This is a genomic window from Pseudomonas sp. 008 (assembly GCF_016861935.1).
Classification (GTDB): Bacteria; Pseudomonadota; Gammaproteobacteria; order Pseudomonadales; family Pseudomonadaceae; genus Aquipseudomonas.
This window is the reverse complement of record NZ_BOMA01000005.1, coordinates 199,012-213,906: the sequence shown is the minus strand read 5'-3', so window position 1 is coordinate 213,906 and position 14,895 is coordinate 199,012. Positions and strand designations below refer to the sequence as shown.

13 protein-coding genes are annotated in these 14,895 nt (G+C 60.3%); 9 read left to right on the top strand and 4 right to left on the bottom strand.

The features are described from left to right. Nucleotides 1-24: 24 nt before the first annotated feature. Nucleotides 25-771, bottom strand: a complete 747-nt coding sequence (gene fnr, locus JUI81_RS12505) for a fumarate/nitrate reduction transcriptional regulator Fnr (protein ID WP_204124363.1) — start codon at nucleotides 769-771, stop codon at nucleotides 25-27. A gap of 214 nt (nucleotides 772-985) precedes the next feature. Here fnr and JUI81_RS12500 point away from each other — a divergent pair, with 214 nt between their 5' ends. After that, the gene (locus tag JUI81_RS12500; RefSeq protein ID WP_204124362.1) at nucleotides 986-3,367 is read left to right on the top strand and encodes a phosphoketolase; all 2,382 of its coding nucleotides are present in this window, start codon (nucleotides 986-988) and stop codon (nucleotides 3,365-3,367) included. Nucleotides 3,368-3,383: 16 nt separating this feature from the next. Here the strand turns inward: JUI81_RS12500 and JUI81_RS12495 are convergent, their stop codons facing one another. From JUI81_RS12495 to groL, 3 genes are all read right to left on the bottom strand, one after another. Beyond that, nucleotides 3,384-3,809 carry a potassium channel family protein gene (locus tag JUI81_RS12495; RefSeq protein ID WP_111453728.1) on the bottom strand — a complete coding sequence of 142 codons (426 nt, stop codon included), beginning with the start codon at nucleotides 3,807-3,809 and terminating at the stop codon, nucleotides 3,384-3,386. Between the two features lie 55 nt (nucleotides 3,810-3,864). Next, entirely contained in the window at nucleotides 3,865-5,691 is a 1,827-nt protein-coding gene (gene ftsH / locus JUI81_RS12490) for an ATP-dependent zinc metalloprotease FtsH (protein WP_204124361.1), read from the bottom strand. A gap of 146 nt (nucleotides 5,692-5,837) precedes the next feature. Continuing rightward, the gene (gene groL, locus JUI81_RS12485; RefSeq protein ID WP_204124360.1) at nucleotides 5,838-7,454 is read right to left on the bottom strand and encodes a chaperonin GroEL; all 1,617 of its coding nucleotides are present in this window, start codon (nucleotides 7,452-7,454) and stop codon (nucleotides 5,838-5,840) included. Between the two features lie 296 nt (nucleotides 7,455-7,750). Between groL and JUI81_RS12480 the strand changes: the two genes are divergently transcribed. The 8 genes from JUI81_RS12480 (at nucleotide 7,751) to JUI81_RS12445 (ending at nucleotide 14,885) form a co-directional block, all read left to right on the top strand. Further along, nucleotides 7,751-8,248: a BCAM0308 family protein gene (locus JUI81_RS12480; RefSeq protein ID WP_204124359.1), complete on the top strand. Its 498-nt coding sequence runs from the start codon at nucleotides 7,751-7,753 to the stop codon at nucleotides 8,246-8,248. 90 nt (nucleotides 8,249-8,338) lie between these two features. Beyond that, on the top strand, nucleotides 8,339-8,572 hold the full coding sequence (locus tag JUI81_RS12475) for a hypothetical protein (RefSeq protein ID WP_204124358.1): 234 nt from the start codon (nucleotides 8,339-8,341) through the stop codon (nucleotides 8,570-8,572). Between the two features lie 175 nt (nucleotides 8,573-8,747). Next, nucleotides 8,748-9,632 carry a universal stress protein gene (locus JUI81_RS12470; protein ID WP_204124357.1) on the top strand — a complete coding sequence of 295 codons (885 nt, stop codon included), beginning with the start codon at nucleotides 8,748-8,750 and terminating at the stop codon, nucleotides 9,630-9,632. 72 nt (nucleotides 9,633-9,704) lie between these two features. After that, entirely contained in the window at nucleotides 9,705-11,468 is a 1,764-nt protein-coding gene (gene acsA, locus JUI81_RS12465; protein ID WP_204124356.1) for an acetate--CoA ligase, read from the top strand. After that, on the top strand, nucleotides 11,465-12,448 hold the full coding sequence (pdhA, locus tag JUI81_RS12460; protein WP_028939737.1) for a pyruvate dehydrogenase (acetyl-transferring) E1 component subunit alpha: 984 nt from the start codon (nucleotides 11,465-11,467) through the stop codon (nucleotides 12,446-12,448). Before acsA ends, pdhA begins: the two co-directional genes overlap by 4 nt. Continuing rightward, complete coding sequence (locus JUI81_RS12455; protein WP_096480737.1) at nucleotides 12,445-13,431, top strand: alpha-ketoacid dehydrogenase subunit beta; 987 nt, start codon at nucleotides 12,445-12,447, stop codon at nucleotides 13,429-13,431. The genes pdhA and JUI81_RS12455 overlap by 4 nt, the downstream gene beginning before the upstream one ends. A gap of 46 nt (nucleotides 13,432-13,477) precedes the next feature. Beyond that, nucleotides 13,478-14,596 carry a dihydrolipoamide acetyltransferase family protein gene (locus tag JUI81_RS12450; RefSeq protein WP_204124355.1) on the top strand — a complete coding sequence of 373 codons (1,119 nt, stop codon included), beginning with the start codon at nucleotides 13,478-13,480 and terminating at the stop codon, nucleotides 14,594-14,596. 10 nt (nucleotides 14,597-14,606) lie between these two features. Next, nucleotides 14,607-14,885: an acyl carrier protein gene (locus JUI81_RS12445; protein ID WP_204124354.1), complete on the top strand. Its 279-nt coding sequence runs from the start codon at nucleotides 14,607-14,609 to the stop codon at nucleotides 14,883-14,885. The last annotated feature ends 10 nt before the right edge of the window (nucleotides 14,886-14,895 follow it).

The following is a 14,895-nucleotide window of genomic DNA, read 5'->3' as shown; positions in this document are numbered from 1 at the left end:
CCAAAACCGATGCACCGCAAGACGTCAGAGGGGCGCCTCCCGGTGGCAGCCGGCGACCAGTTGCTTGAGCCCGTCCAGATTCAGCACTTTGACGTTACGCCCGGAAATCTCGACCAGTTCCGAGTCCCGTAGATGAGCGATGCCCCGACAGATGGTTTCCAGACGCAGGCCCAGGTAGGAGCCGATCTCTTCGCGACGCATCTTCAGCACAAAATCTCGGGACGAGTAACCTCGAATACTCAGCCGTTGCGACAGGTTCAGCAGGAAGGCGGCCAGGCGTTCATCGGAGTTCATGTTGCCCATCATCATCAGCAGGTTGTGCTCACGGACGATTTCCCGGCTCAGGATCTTGTTCATGTTGTGCTGCAACGAGGGCAGCTCCAGAGCGAGCTTCTCCAGTTGGGTGAAGTTGAAGGGGCAGACTTCGCTGTCCTCCAGGGCAAAGGCACTGCAGGTGTGATGATCGTCGCTGATGGCGTCCAGACCGAGCATCTCGCCGGGGATCTGAAACCCGGTGACCTGCTCGCGACCGTCGACCGACAGCATGCTGGTCTTGAATGAGCCGATCCGCACCGCGTAGAGCGAGCGCAACGGATCGCCGGCCCGGTACAGGGCTGCGCCTTTTTTAACCTTTACGCGCTGAATAATCAGGGTATCCAGCCGTTCGACTTCGTGGCTGCTCAAGCCAATCGGCAGACACAACTCCAGAACGCTGCAATTGGCACACGCGGCTTTCAGATAATGATGTTGATACGGCCGGGTTTCAGGCATCGCAAAAACTCCCCCTGACAGGAGCTTAGAGCATAGTTCGGATCCCCCATTTCAATCGGGCGTTTACAGATAGAATCGATGAGCGGGGAAAAGCTTGTTCCTGTTGAGCCGGGATAGACGGCCTAAGATTTGATGTAAATCAAGTCTTAGGCCGTGCAGACACCCAGAATCGACGCATGTCTCCCGGTTTACCGAGGCCCTGGCGGAGGACGTCATGAGCGATTTTCTGAGTGCCGAGCAACTGGAAGGGCTGGATGCCTACTGGCGGGCGTCCAATTACCTGGCGGTCGGGCAGATCTACCTCAAGGACAATCCGCTGCTGGCGGTGCCGCTGACGCTGGCGGATGTAAAGCCACGGTTACTGGGGCACTGGGGCACGACGCCGGGGTTGAACCTGATCTATACGCACCTCAATCGCCTGATCACGACCCACGACCTGAACATGATCTTCATTGCCGGTCCCGGGCACGGCGGGCCGGCCATCGTGGCCCAGACCTACCTGGAAGGCACGTACACCGAGTGCAACCCGTCGGTGGGGCGCAATACCAATGGCCTGGCCCGACTGTTTCGGCAGTTTTCCTGGCCGTATGGCATTTCCAGCCATGTGTCGGCGCAGATTCCGGGGTCGATCCATGAAGGCGGCGAGCTGGGCTACAGCCTGGCCCATGCCTATGGCGCCGCGTTCGACAATCCGGACCTGATCGTGGCGTGTGTGATTGGCGACGGCGAGGCGGAAACCGGGGCGTTGGCGGCCAGTTGGCATTCCAACAAGTTCCTCAACCCGGCGCGTGACGGGGCGGTGCTGCCGATTCTGCATTTGAACGGATACAAAATCGCCAACCCGACGGTGCTCTCCAGCATCAGCGAGGAGGAGTTGTCGGCGTTGATGTACGGCTATGGCTACGACCCGTATTTCGTCGAAGGCGATGACCCGACAGAGGTTCATCAAACCCTGGCCAGAACGCTGGACACCATCGTGCAGGAGATTCGCGACATTCAGCGGGGCGCGCGTCAACGATCATCGTCCCGGGCAGTGGAGCGACCCCTGTGGCCAATGCTGATCTTGCGCACGCCCAAGGGCTGGACGGGGCCGACATTCGTCGATGGCCAGCGGGTCGAAGGCACCTGGCGGGCGCATCAAGTGCCCTTGGCCGACTTCCAGCAGCCGCAGCATTTGCGGCAACTGGAGGAATGGCTCAGCAGTTACCGCCCCGACGAATTGTTTGATGCCAATGGCACCTTGTTGCCCGAGATCGCGGCGTTGGCGCCGACCGGCCATCGGCGAATGAGCGCCAACCCCCACGCCAACGGTGGGCTGCTGTTGCGCGCGCTGGACCTGCCACGGTTCACCCAGTATGCGGTGAACGTCGAGACGCCCGGTGGCCTGCGGGCAGAGGCCACGCGGGTGCTGGGCCGGTTTTTGCGCGACGTGATGAAATGCAATCTGACGTCGAGCAATTTTCGCCTGTTCGGCCCGGACGAAACCGCCTCGAACCGGCTGGATGCGGTGTATGAAGTCAGTGCCAAGGCGTGGATGGAGCCGCTGGGGCCTGATGACGTCAATCTGTCGACCGATGGCCGGGTGATGGAGATTCTGAGCGAACAGGTGTGCGAAGGCTGGCTCGAAGGTTATTTGCTGACCGGCCGGCATGGGGTGTTTTCCTGTTACGAGGCGTTCATCCACATCGTCGACTCGATGTTCAACCAACATGCCAAATGGCTGAAAACCGCCGCCGAAGTGCCATGGCGCAAACCCGTGGCCTCGCTCAACTATGTGCTCACCTCCCATGTCTGGCGCCAGGACCACAACGGTTTTTCCCATCAGGACCCGGGGTTCATCGATCTGGTGGCGAACAAAACGGCGGACGTGGTGCGGATCTACCTGCCGCCCGATACCAATTGCCTGCTGTCAGTGGCCGAGCACTGCCTCAGGAGCCGCAACTACATCAACGTGATTGTGGCCGGCAAGCAACCGGAGTGGCAGTGGCTGGACATCGATGCCGCCATTCGTCATTGCCAGGCCGGTATCGGACGCTGGGATTGGGCCTGCCGCGATGACAGCGATCCCGACGTGGTGATGGCCTGTGCCGGCGACGTTCCGACCCTGGAAACCCTGGCGGCGGTCACTTTGCTGCGCGAATACGTGCCGGATCTGCGGGTGCGGGTGGTCAATGTCGTCGACCTGATGGTCCTGCAGCCGTCGTACCACCATCCCCACGGTTTGCCCGACAGCGCCTTCGATGAATTGTTTACCGTCGACCGGCCGGTGATCTTTGCCTTCCACGGCTACCCCGCGCTGATCCACCGGCTGCTGTACAAGCGCACCAATCATGAAAACTTCCATGTTCGCGGCTTCAAGGACGAGGGGGCGACCACCACGCCGTTCGACATGGCGGTGCTCAATAATCTGGATCGGTATCAGTTGGCCCTGGATGTCATCGAGCGCGTGCCCAGGCTGCACGATCAACTCCAGACCGCCCGGGCGCGTTACTGGGCGACGATGGAGAAACACAAGCTTTACCTCATCGAACACGGGCAGGACATGCCCGAAGTGATGGAGTGGCAATGGACGCCTGCGCCGGGCAATCAGGGCTGATGGACGGCGCCCGGCGCTATTTGCTCTTCCAGTACTTCTGCATCTCCAGAAACAGGAACGAAGCGGTCCAGGAAATCAGCACCAGCCCTGTCAGTGCCTCCAACCCGGTCAGGTACTTGAGGTTTCCCATGGGTGAAATGTCGCCGAAACCGATGGTCGTGAACGTGGTGAAGGAAAAGTACACGCAGTCCATGAACGAACCATCGAAATTGCCGCTCAGGCTGCCCCATTCACCGGAGCGGATCAGCAGGTAATAGACCAGCGCGAAACACCAGACCTCTAACGCATGGGCCGCCATCGCGCCGAATACCCCGACGACGATCCGGAAGCGGCTCCAGAGTTTGAGCCTGGGCAGCCAATCGTTCAGACGCAGCAGGCATTCGTAGTGGATCACCACCGTGATGACCACCACCAACGTGTTGATCAGCGTGACTGCGAACATGATGAGCCTTCAGCGATGGGGGCAGGGCGCCGTATCCGGGCGATTGATCGGTGCGTCACGGTGCGGGTAATGCCGGGGTGGGCTTGAATGGCATCAGCGGCGGGAACTCCTCGGGCGTGAGGGTTTCCTTTTCCAGCAACAGACGGGCACCCTCATCCAAGTCGGCCCGACGACTCTGGAGCAGCGCCTTGGCCCGTTGGTAGGCTTCATCGAGCAGGGCGCGAATACCCAGGTCGATTTCCCGGGCAGTCTGTTCCGAATAATCCTTTTCGCCCATCGTGGCCATGCGATCTCCCAGGTACGTTGGGGTTTGCTTTTCCAGCACCGACTGGCCGAGCTCAGGGCTCATGCCGAAGCGGGTGATCAGTTGCCGGGCGATATCGGTCGCGCGGCCCAGATCGTCGGCGGCCCCGGTGGAGATCTGGCCGTAGACAAGGTCCTCGGCGGCGCGTCCGGCCATCAGCACGACAATCCGGTCCTTGAGTGTCTGGCAACTGATCAGGAAGTGATCCTCGGTCGGTCGCTGCAAGGTATAGCCCAGTGAGCCGATGGCCCGGGGCACAATCGACACTTTATGCACCGGGTCCATGGCCGGCAGGCTGCTGGCGGCCAGGGCATGCCCCATCTCGTGATAGGCCACCACCCGGCGCTCGTCGGCATCCAGCAGGCTGCTCTTGCGTTCAAGCCCCGCGATAAGGCGTTCCACCGCGGCGGTGAAGTCGTTCAGGCTGACCGCCTCGGCGCCGCGACGGGTGGCGACGATGGCTGCTTCGTTCACCAGGTTGGCCAGGTCGGCGCCGGTGAAACCAGTGGTGATTTCGGCGATACGCGCGCTATCGAGGCCTGGTTCCACGGTGATTTTCTTTAGATGAACCTTAAGAATCGACTGCCGCCCTTTGCGATCGGGGCGGTCGATCAGAATCTGCCGGTCGAAGCGCCCAGCGCGCAACAGCGCCGGATCAAGGACCTCCGGCCGGTTGGTTGCGGCCAGCAACACCACGCCCTCCCGCGGATCGAAGCCGTCCAGCTCGGCCAGTAACTGGTTGAGGGTCTGTTCTTTTTCGTCATTGCCGCCCAACACGCCGACGCCACGCATCTTGCCCAGCGCATCGAGTTCATCAATGAAGATGATGCAGGGCGACGCCTGGCGGGCCTGTTCGAACAGGTCGCGGACCCGGGCCGCACCGACCCCGACGAACATTTCGACAAACTCGGACCCCGAAATCGAGAAAAACGGCACACCGGCTTCACCGGCGATGGCTTTGGCCACCAGGGTCTTGCCGGTGCCTGGCGGGCCGACCAGCAAAGTGCCCTTGGGGATGTGCGCACCCAGGCGTGCGTATCGGGCTTTGTTCTTGAGGAACGAGACAATTTCCACCAGTTCGGCCTTGGCTTCGTCGATGCCCGCGACATCGGCGAAGGTCACTCCGGTGTCCCGTTCGACAAAGATCCTGGCCCGCGACTTGCCGACATTCATCAACCCGCCAAGGCCTTGTTTGTCCGCCATCCCGCGAAACAGGAAATGCCAGAACACCATGATCATTATGAACGGCAACAACCAGCCCAACAGGCTGTTCATAAAGGTGTTTTCGTTGACTCCGGTAAAACCGACGCCCGATTGGGAGAGTTCGGTCGCCAGCGACGGATCGACCCGCACCGTGGAGAACCGGTCGCGTCCGTCGATGGGTTCCACCAATTTGCCGCTGATCCGGTCCTTGTCGATCTGCAAGTCACTGACTTTTTGCTCGTTCAACAATTGCATGAACTGGCTGTAGGGGAGGGGCTGCACGGCCTGGCGCTCGACAAAGAAGACCTGCATGAGGCCCATGACGATAAATGCGATCGCCAAGTAGGACAGGTTCCACTGGTCGTTCTTTTTCATGGCCTTGGCTCAGAGTGGGAACGCATATCGGTAAGCCCGCGGCCAACCCGTTTTATAAAGATAGCCTGCTTCAGCTTCTCCCTCGCGCAGGGCGCCGGATGATGTGCACAGAGACCTCGGGTCTGGATCTCCTCACCTCGTGCCGGTCATTCAGGAAACGGTGGCTGGGCAGGCGATTCCTTTTCTGGAATATCCGTCATGGTCGCCTCGGTGAGCAGCAGGACACTGGCGACCGACACGGCATTTTCCAGGGCAATGCGTACCACTTTGGTCGGGTCGATGATGCCGGCTTCGTACATGTCCACATAACAATTGGTTGCCGCATCGAAGCCCACGTTGCCCGGTTCGGCGAGCATCCGGGCAATGACCACGCCGGCATCCACCGCCGAGTTTTCAGCGATGAACCTGGCCGGTGCTTCCAGTGCCCTGCGCAGAATCTGCAGGCCGGTTTTGACATCGCCCTCATGGCTGGCTTCCTCGGCGGCGATCATCGGCACCGCCTTGAGCAGCGCCAGGCCGCCGCCTGGAACAATGCCTTCGGCGATCGCTGCCCGGGTCGCGGAAATCGCGTCGTCGAGTGCATCCTTGCGCGATTTCATTTCCGCTTCGGAAGGCGCGCCGACGCGGATCACCGCCACGCCGCCAGACAGCCTGGCCAGGCGTTCCTGAAGTTTTTCCCGGTCGTAATCGCTGGTGGTGTTGTCCATTTGCACGCGGATCTGTTGCAGGCGCGCCTCGATAGCCTCGCGTGCACCTGCGCCGCCAATCAGCGCCGTGCTGTCTTTTTGCACCACGACGCGATGAGCCCGGCCCAACTGGCTCAACTCTACCTGTTCGAGGTTGATCCCCAGCTCATTGGAGATCACGGTTGCGCCGGTCAGAACGGCAATGTCCTGAAGCATTTCCTTGCGTCGATCACCGAAGCCTGGCGCCTTGATCGCCACCGCGCGCAATACCCCCCGAATCTGGTTGACCACCAGCGTGGTCAACGCTTCACCCTCTATGTCGTCGGCGATCAGGACCAGTGGCTGGCCACTTTTGGCAATCAGTTCCAGCAATGGCAGCAGGTCTTTGAGCACCCCGATCTTATGGTCACAGAGCAGCAGGTAGGCATCGTCAAGTTCGGCCTGCATCTTCTCGGTGTCGGTTACGAAGTAGGGCGAGACATATCCACGATCCAGACGCATCCCTTCCATGACCTCGACCACTGTTTCGGTGGTCTTGGACTCTTCGACACTGACCACACCTTCAATGCCGACCTTTTCCAGAGCGTCGGCCACCAGTTGACCGATGACCGCGTCGTTATGGGCCGAAAGCGTGGCCACTTGGGCCTTTTCCTTGGGCGTGCTGACCGGGCGCGATTGCGCCAGCAGTGATTGCATGACCAGAGAAAACCCCCGGTCCATACCGCGCTTGAGGTCGATCGCACTGGCGCCGGCGACGACGTTGCGGATGCCGTCGGCCAGCATTGCATGGGCCAATACCGTCGATGTACTGGTGCCGTCCCCCACGGCCTCGCCGGTGCGTTCCGCCGCTTGCCGCAGCATTTGCGCACCCAGATTCTCCTCGGGGTCCAGCAGGTCGATCCGTTTGGCAATTGTCACGCCATCGTTGCAGACCGTCGGATTGCCCCATTTATTTTGAATCAACACCGATTTCGATTTCGGTCCCAGGGTCACCCGGACAGCGTCCGCCAATTGTGTGGCTCCGCTGAGGATTTTCTCGCGAGCGCCAGCACGAAACAGGATTTTAGTGTGAGCCATCAGGTTGTTCTCCTGAAGAGTTCTGCATTGTTTCAGCTTCTATGAAATGGCACGTGCAGCGTTGATTTTTATCAACAAAGTCACACAGGCAGACGTGCAGTCGCAGTACGTACCGTTCGGATGATCGACCGTCGGTTGTTGGCCCGAATTGACAAATATCAACTTGCGCCGCAGCAAACCGGGCCCAAATGAAATCTTCAAATCCACCGTGTTTTCAGTGGACCTGACTGGAAGGGGGCGATTTGAAAACGCGGTTCGCGTGGGATTTTTAGCCAACTCATTTGCGAGGAAAGACCATGGACAAGTTTCAGCAGAGTCAGAAAAACCAGCTGTTCAAAACACCGGCCCATGATCCTTATTGCTTGCCGAAAATCGAAGGCTCTGCCGTCTGCCCGCAGTGTGGGGCCGCTTACCAGGCAGGTAACTGGACCTGGAAAGTTCCTGAAAACACGGTGGTTCATGATGCGCAATCAGTAACCTGTCCAGCCTGTCAGCGTACCAATGACAACAAGCCGGCGGGTACGCTCACGCTATCGGGCAGCTTCTTGGCCGCGCATCGAAGCGAGATCATCAACCTGATCGAAAACACCGAGAAAAACGAAAAAGCGGAACATGCCCTGGAGCGCATCATCAGCCTGGTCGACTCCGAGGGCGCGCTGGTTGTGACCACCACAGGCATCCATCTCGCGAACCGCCTGGGGCATGCACTGAAAGCGGCTTTCAAAGGGCACGCCGATTATCAGTACAGCGATGATGAGTTCGGGGTGAACATCGACTGGACGCGTGACGAGTAGAACCGGGCGAGGGTGTACTCGACGCTACGAACTTGAAGAGGTGACAGGAGGTCGGGATCGTTTACTGGTACTTGCGGGAGGAGTACGACCATGATCGCCAATGATTCAACGACACAATCTTCTGCCTGTTCTGAATCAATCAATCGATGTTCGGCGCTCTTTGCTGAGGCCGACCAACTGAGTAAACAAGCCTATGCGTTGTTGAGTGAGCCTGTTTCGACCCAGACGATACAGCGATTTTCTGCAGCGAAAAAACTGGCGGATGACAAATACCGTCAAGCCCACCAGGAATGGTTGAAAACCATGAGCAAGAGCGACTCATGATGGAGGGCTGCTGCCGGTAGCCTGCCCGGCGAAGGTATTTGATTTATATCAACGCCAAAGCGATTCCAACGGAGGACTCTGGGTTGACGCTGGTGCCTGATCCAGCGAGGGCGCAACGACCGCGCCCTCGCAACAGGCCATGGCGCGTTGAAGCCCACCTGCCTGGAGTCAGATCATGAGCCAGTATCAACGGTTGTTATTGATCATCAACCCGGCCCTGCGCCAGTCTCCTGCGATACAACATGCGGCGGCCCTGGCCAAGGCCAGCGGGGCACGTTTGCATATCGCTGCCTTGATAAAGTCGTTGGATATTCTGTCGCTGCTTGAAGAGGGCGTGCGGGAAACGGCGCGGGAGACCTATCTGCAGGACCATCGCGACTGGTTGAAGTATCAGGCAAAAAATATCCGTGGCCTGGGGATCGAGGTGACGGCAGAAGTGGCCTGGGCCGATGACCTGCAGCAGGATATTCTGGATCACGTCACGGAAATGCAGCCCGACCTGTTGATCAAGGAGGTTCAGCATGAATCGGCGCTCAAGCGCGCGTTCTTCACCCCGCTGGATTGGCACTTGCTGCGCCACTGTCCAGTGCCGGTCTATCTGATAGGCGGCAGTGGCCATACCTTGCCGCACAAGATCGTGGCCGCGGTTGACGCTTCGGGTACCGATGCCGACAAAGAGTTGAATGACCGGATCATCCAGCAGGCCAATGGCCTTGCGCTGCAGTGCAATGCCGAATTGCACCTGCTGTATGCCTGCGACACGACAGACTATCTGGGCGATATGGGCGGCGGCGGCCTGACTCTGTCGCAGCTGACCAAGCAGCTGCGCAGGGAACTGGAAAAATCGTTCCTGGCGCTGGCCGGTCGGTACGGTGTGGCCTCTGACCGTCGGCATTTCATTCTGGGGCACCCGGTCTCGGCGCTGAGTGAGTTTGCCGAGGCAAATCAGGTGGACGTGATCGTGATGGGCAGAGTCCAGTCCCATGGATTGAACAAACTGGTGGGCAGCACGACCGAACATATTCTGTATCAGGTGCCATGCAGCATCCTGGCGGTCTAGGGACAGTCCCGTTCACGGTTGATCACACCCCTGGGTGACGGGTTGTGATGAACAGCCGTTGAGGTGAAGCCCATGCATTTGCCGATGATCAAAAAGCAACTCACCCGTTTGCCGACAAAGCCCAATTGGCTGGACAGCGAGCAAGCCCGCGCAGCCTTTTCATGGCAGGTGGAGGCGCTCGAATTGGCCGGATTGCCAGGGGGCGGCATGAACCTCGCCTATGAGGCGGTGGATCGGCATGCAATGGGAGGGGAGCGTGAACAGACGGCGTTGCGCATTCTCGATCGCCATGGCGGGCACCGCGACATCAGCTATGGGCAACTGAGCACGCTGACTAACCGCTTTGCCAATGTGCTGAAAACGTTGGGCGTGGCCCCCGGTGAACGCTTGTTTGTGCTCTGTGGCCAAGGGCTGGAGCTGTATCTGGGCGTGCTCGGTGGCTTGAAGCTCGGTTGCGTGGTTTCGCCGTTATTCTGCGCGTTCGGCCCCGAGCCCATCGAAACCCGGATGCGTCTTGGTGAAGGCAGCGTGCTGTTGACCAGCGAAACTCTTTATCGACGCAAGATCGTAGCGATTCGTGAGCATTTGCCGGCACTCAAGCATGTGCTGCTGTATGACGCCGAGGGTGGGGATACGAACGCTGTGGCGGGCACCCTCAGTGTGCATCGATTGCTGGCCGAAGCCGCTGACGATTTCGACATCGCCCGGACAACGGTCGACAGCCCCGCACTTTTGCACTTCACCAGCGGCACGACCGGCACCCCCAAAGGCGTGTTGCATGTGCACGGTGCCGCGCTGACGCATCGGGTCACCGCCAAATACGCCCTGGATTTACACCCTGAAGATATTTACTGGTGCAGCGCCGATCCGGGCTGGGTCACGGGGACTTCATACGGGATTTTCGCGCCGCTGCTGATGGGGGTCACCAGCGTGGTCGAGGGCAACGAATTCGATGCCGAACGCTGGTACAGGATTCTCGAAGAGCAACAGGTGACGGTCTGGTACACGGCACCGACGGCCATTCGCCTCTTGATGAAAGCCGGTGACGCCTTGGCGCGCCGCCATCACTTTCCCTGCCTGCGATTTATTGCCAGTGTCGGCGAGCCGCTCAACCCCGAGGCTGTCTGGTGGGGCAAAGAGGTGTTGGGGCTGCCGATCCACGACAACTGGTGGCAGACCGAAACCGGCGGAATCATGATTGCCAACACGGTCTCGATGGCCATTAAACCGGGCTCCATGGGCAAACCGTTGCCCGGCGTCGAGGCGGCCATCGTCGAGCGCAAGGCGGACGGTTCGCTGGTGTTTCTCGAGGCAAATGAAGTCGGTGAACTGGCTCTGAAACGACCGTGGCCCGCCATGTTCCGTACTTATCTGGGGCAAGAGGAGCGCTATCGACAGAGCTTCGTCGGTGAGTGGTACCTCAGTGGTGATCTGGTGCGTCGCGATGCCGACGGTTATTACTGGTTCGTCAGCCGCGGCGACGATGTCATCAAGTCGGCCGGGCACCTTATCGGCCCGTTCGAGGTGGAAAGCTCACTGATGGAACATCCGGCGGTGGCCGAGGCTGCCGTGATTGGAAAGCCCGATCCTCTGCTGGGTGAAACCGTGAAGGCGTTTGTTTCGCTCAAGAGCGGATTCACCGCCAGCCCGGCCCTGCACGATGAATTGCTGGGCCATGGACGCAAGCGTCTCGGTGCCGTGGTTGCGCCAAAGGAACTGGCATTCATCCAGGCACTGCCGCACACCCGCAGCGGAAAGCTCATGCGACGCCTGCTCAAGGCTCGGGAGCTGGGTTTGCCGGAGGGCGATACTTCCAGCCTGGAGAATCCGTCATGAGTCTTCAATCGTTGCCCAAAGACTTTGCTCTCGATTTGCTGCGGGACATGGTGCGCATCCGTCGCCTTGAGGAGCGCGCCGGCGAGCTGTATGGAGAGGGCAAGATCCGTGGCTTCCTGCACCTGTACATCGGTGAAGAAGCGGTGGCGGTCGGCGCTCTGCATGCGCTGGCAGCCGACGATGCGGTGGTCGCGACGTATCGCGAACATGGCCATGCCCTGATCAAGGGAGTGCCCATGAAGACCATCATGGCCGAGATGTACGGGCGCCAGGAAGGCTGTTCGCGAGGGCGTGGTGGTTCGATGCACTTGTTCGATGCCGGTACACGTTTCTTCGGCGGCAATGCCATCGTCGCCGGCGGCTTGCCACTTACCGTCGGCCTGGCGCTGGCCGAGCGTATGCAGGGTGGATCGCGGCTCTCCGCGTGCTTTTTTGGTGAAGGTGCCATGGCCGAGGGAGCGTTTCACGAGTCGATCAACCTGGCCGCCTTGTGGCAGTTGCCGATGCTGTTTTGTTGCGAGAACAACCTCTATGCCATGGGCACGGCCCTGGAGCGTTCGCAATCGCAAACCGACCTGTGTGCCAAAGCCTCGGCGTACAAGGTCCAGACCCGGTCTGTCGATGGCATGGATGTGGTCGCGGTGTACGAAGCCACCCGTGAGGCGGTTGAACACATCCGGCAAGGGAGCGGGCCTTTTTTCCTGGAGTTTCGTACCTATCGGTTTCGCGCCCACTCGATGTTCGACCCGCAGCTGTATCGCGACAAGGCCGAGGTGGAGCAGTGGAAGACCCGTGGGCCGATTCACACCTACAGTGCCCGGCTCAAGGCCGAAGGCCTGTTGGACGAACCCGGTTTTCTGGCGATTCTGGCCCAGGTGGACGCTGAAGTGGAGGCCGCCATCGCTTATGCCGAAAGCGCCAGCCTGGAACCGCTGGAGGATCTGTCTCGCGATGTCTACACCCCGAGGGCTGCGCCATGAGCACTCGCATGACCTACCGCGACGCGTTGCGCGAGGCCCTGCGTGAAGCGTTGCAACGCGACCCTCGGGTGTTTCTGATGGGCGAAGACGTCGGCCGTTACGGTGGCAGCTATGCCGTCTCTTTGGGGCTGCTTGAAGCATTCGGCCCGGAGCGCATTCGAGATGCGCCATTGTCCGAGTTGGGCTTCGTGGGGGCCGGTATCGGGGCGGCGCTGGGGGGCATGCGGCCGATTGTAGAAATCATGACCGTGAACTTCAGCCTGCTCGCCCTCGATCCTCTGATGAACACCGCTGCTGCCCTGCGGCATATGTCCGGCGGACAATTCTCGGTTCCCCTGGTGGTGCGCATGGCGACGGGCGCGGGACGTCAGCTTGCGGCGCAACACTCTCACAGCCTCGAAGGCTGGTATGCGCATATCCCCGGGCTGAAAATTCTCGCCCCGGCGACCGTCGAGGATGCACGCGGTATGCTCTGGCCTGCGCTGCTGGATCCGGACCCGGTGCTGATTTTCGAACACGCCCAGCTCTACAACATGGAGGGTGATACTGGCGACTGGAAGGCTCTGGACATCAGTGCCGCCAAGGTCCGTCGAGTCGGCAAGGACCTGACCCTGATTGCGTATGGCGGCACCCTCGGCAAAGCCCTGACGGCGGCTGAGCAACTGGCCGGGGAGGGGATTGATTGTGAAGTCATCGACCTGCGGGTTCTGCGCCCTCTGGATGACAGCACAATCATGACCTCGGTCTGCAAAACCCGCCGCGCCCTCGTCGTCGATGAAGGCTGGCGCAGCGGCAGCCTGGCAGCGGAAATCATCACGCGGATCGTCGAGCAGGGCTTTTACGAACTGGATGCACCACCGGCGCGGGTGTGCAGCGCCGAAGTGCCGATGCCTTATCCCCGGCATCTTGAAGAAGCCGCACTGCCTCAAGTGTCGACGATCGTCGCCGCCGCGCATGAGCTGTGCGAGGGGACTGCAACGTGATGACAGGCATTTACCGCGTCCAGGTTTCGGGCCAGGAGGGGCAACCATGATCGAATTCAAATTGCCATCGCTGGGAGCCGATATGGATGAAGGCACGTTGCTGGAATGGAAAGTCCATCCCGGCGATGCGGTCAAGCGTGGTCAGGTGATTGCCGTCGTCGATACGGCCAAGGCTGCTATCGATGTGGAGTGTTGGCACGATGGCACGGTGTTGCAACTGCTGATCGATGTCGGCGCCAAAGTGCCTGTCGGTACCGCCATCGCGCAGTTGCTGGAACCGGGTGAAAGTCCGCAGAGCGTGCGACGGACAGCAACGCCCGCGCCTGTGCCGCGTGAGGTGGAAAACCTTTCTGCGCAGCGGCCGAAGATTTCCCCCGCAGCGCGCAAGCGCGCGGCCGAACTGGGGCTCGATGCCAGTCAGTTGCAGGGCCATGGTCCACACGGCGTGGTGACCCTGGAAGATGTCGAAGCCGCCGCCCGTGTGGCGCCGGAGCCCGACCGTAACCAGGCCATGCGTCGTACGATCGCGGCGGCGATGAGTCGTTCAAAACGCGAGATTCCCCATTACTACCTGAGCGAAACCATCGCCCTGGATAAGGCCATGGCCTGGCTGCAGGCACACAACGCGCAAAGCCCACTGCCGGAGCGTCTGTTACCCGGTGTCTTGTTGCTCAAAGCGGTGGCGTTGGCCTTGCGCGACTATCCACAACTCAACGGTTCCTGGCAGGACAACGGCTTTAAACCGGCGGCCGATACAGACCTTGGCGTGGCAATCACCTTGCGCCAGGGCGGGTTGGTCGCCCCGGTTCTGCGGCATGTGGCCGACATGTCCTTGACCGATCTGATGCGTGAACTGTCCAGCCTGGTGGAGCGCGCCCGCGGCGGTTCTCTGCGCAGCTCCGAACTGGGTGGCGCCGGCATCACGGTCACCCAGCTCGGCGATCAGGGCGTAGACAGCGTACTGGGGGTGATCTACCCGCCCCAGGTTGCCTTGGTCGGTTTCGGCCGTATCGGCGATCGGCCCTGGGTCAAGGATGGCCAGTTGTGTGTGATGCCCACCGTCGTCAGCAGCTTGTCAGCCGATCATCGGGTCAGCGATGGTCACTACGGCGCACGCTTCCTGGGGGAAGTCCGTCGTTTGTTACAAACCCCAGAGAATTTGTGAGGGTGAGCCCATGGACCCGCTATCGGTACGCAATCAGGTGTTGAACGCGTTGAAGAGCATCGCTCCTGAAGTCGACCCTGAGCAATTACCCGGTGACCGCCCGCTACGCGAGGAGGTTGATCTGGACTCCATGGATTGGCTTCGCCTCATCGATGCCCTGAATCGGAGCCTGGGGGTGGTCATTCCTGAAATCGAATACCAACAGGTGGACACCCTGGACAAGCTCGTCGCGTATCTGATGCAAAAGGAAAAAACCGGCGGACAGGCGCCATCGATAGGTAGTCGATGACGCTGCCGGG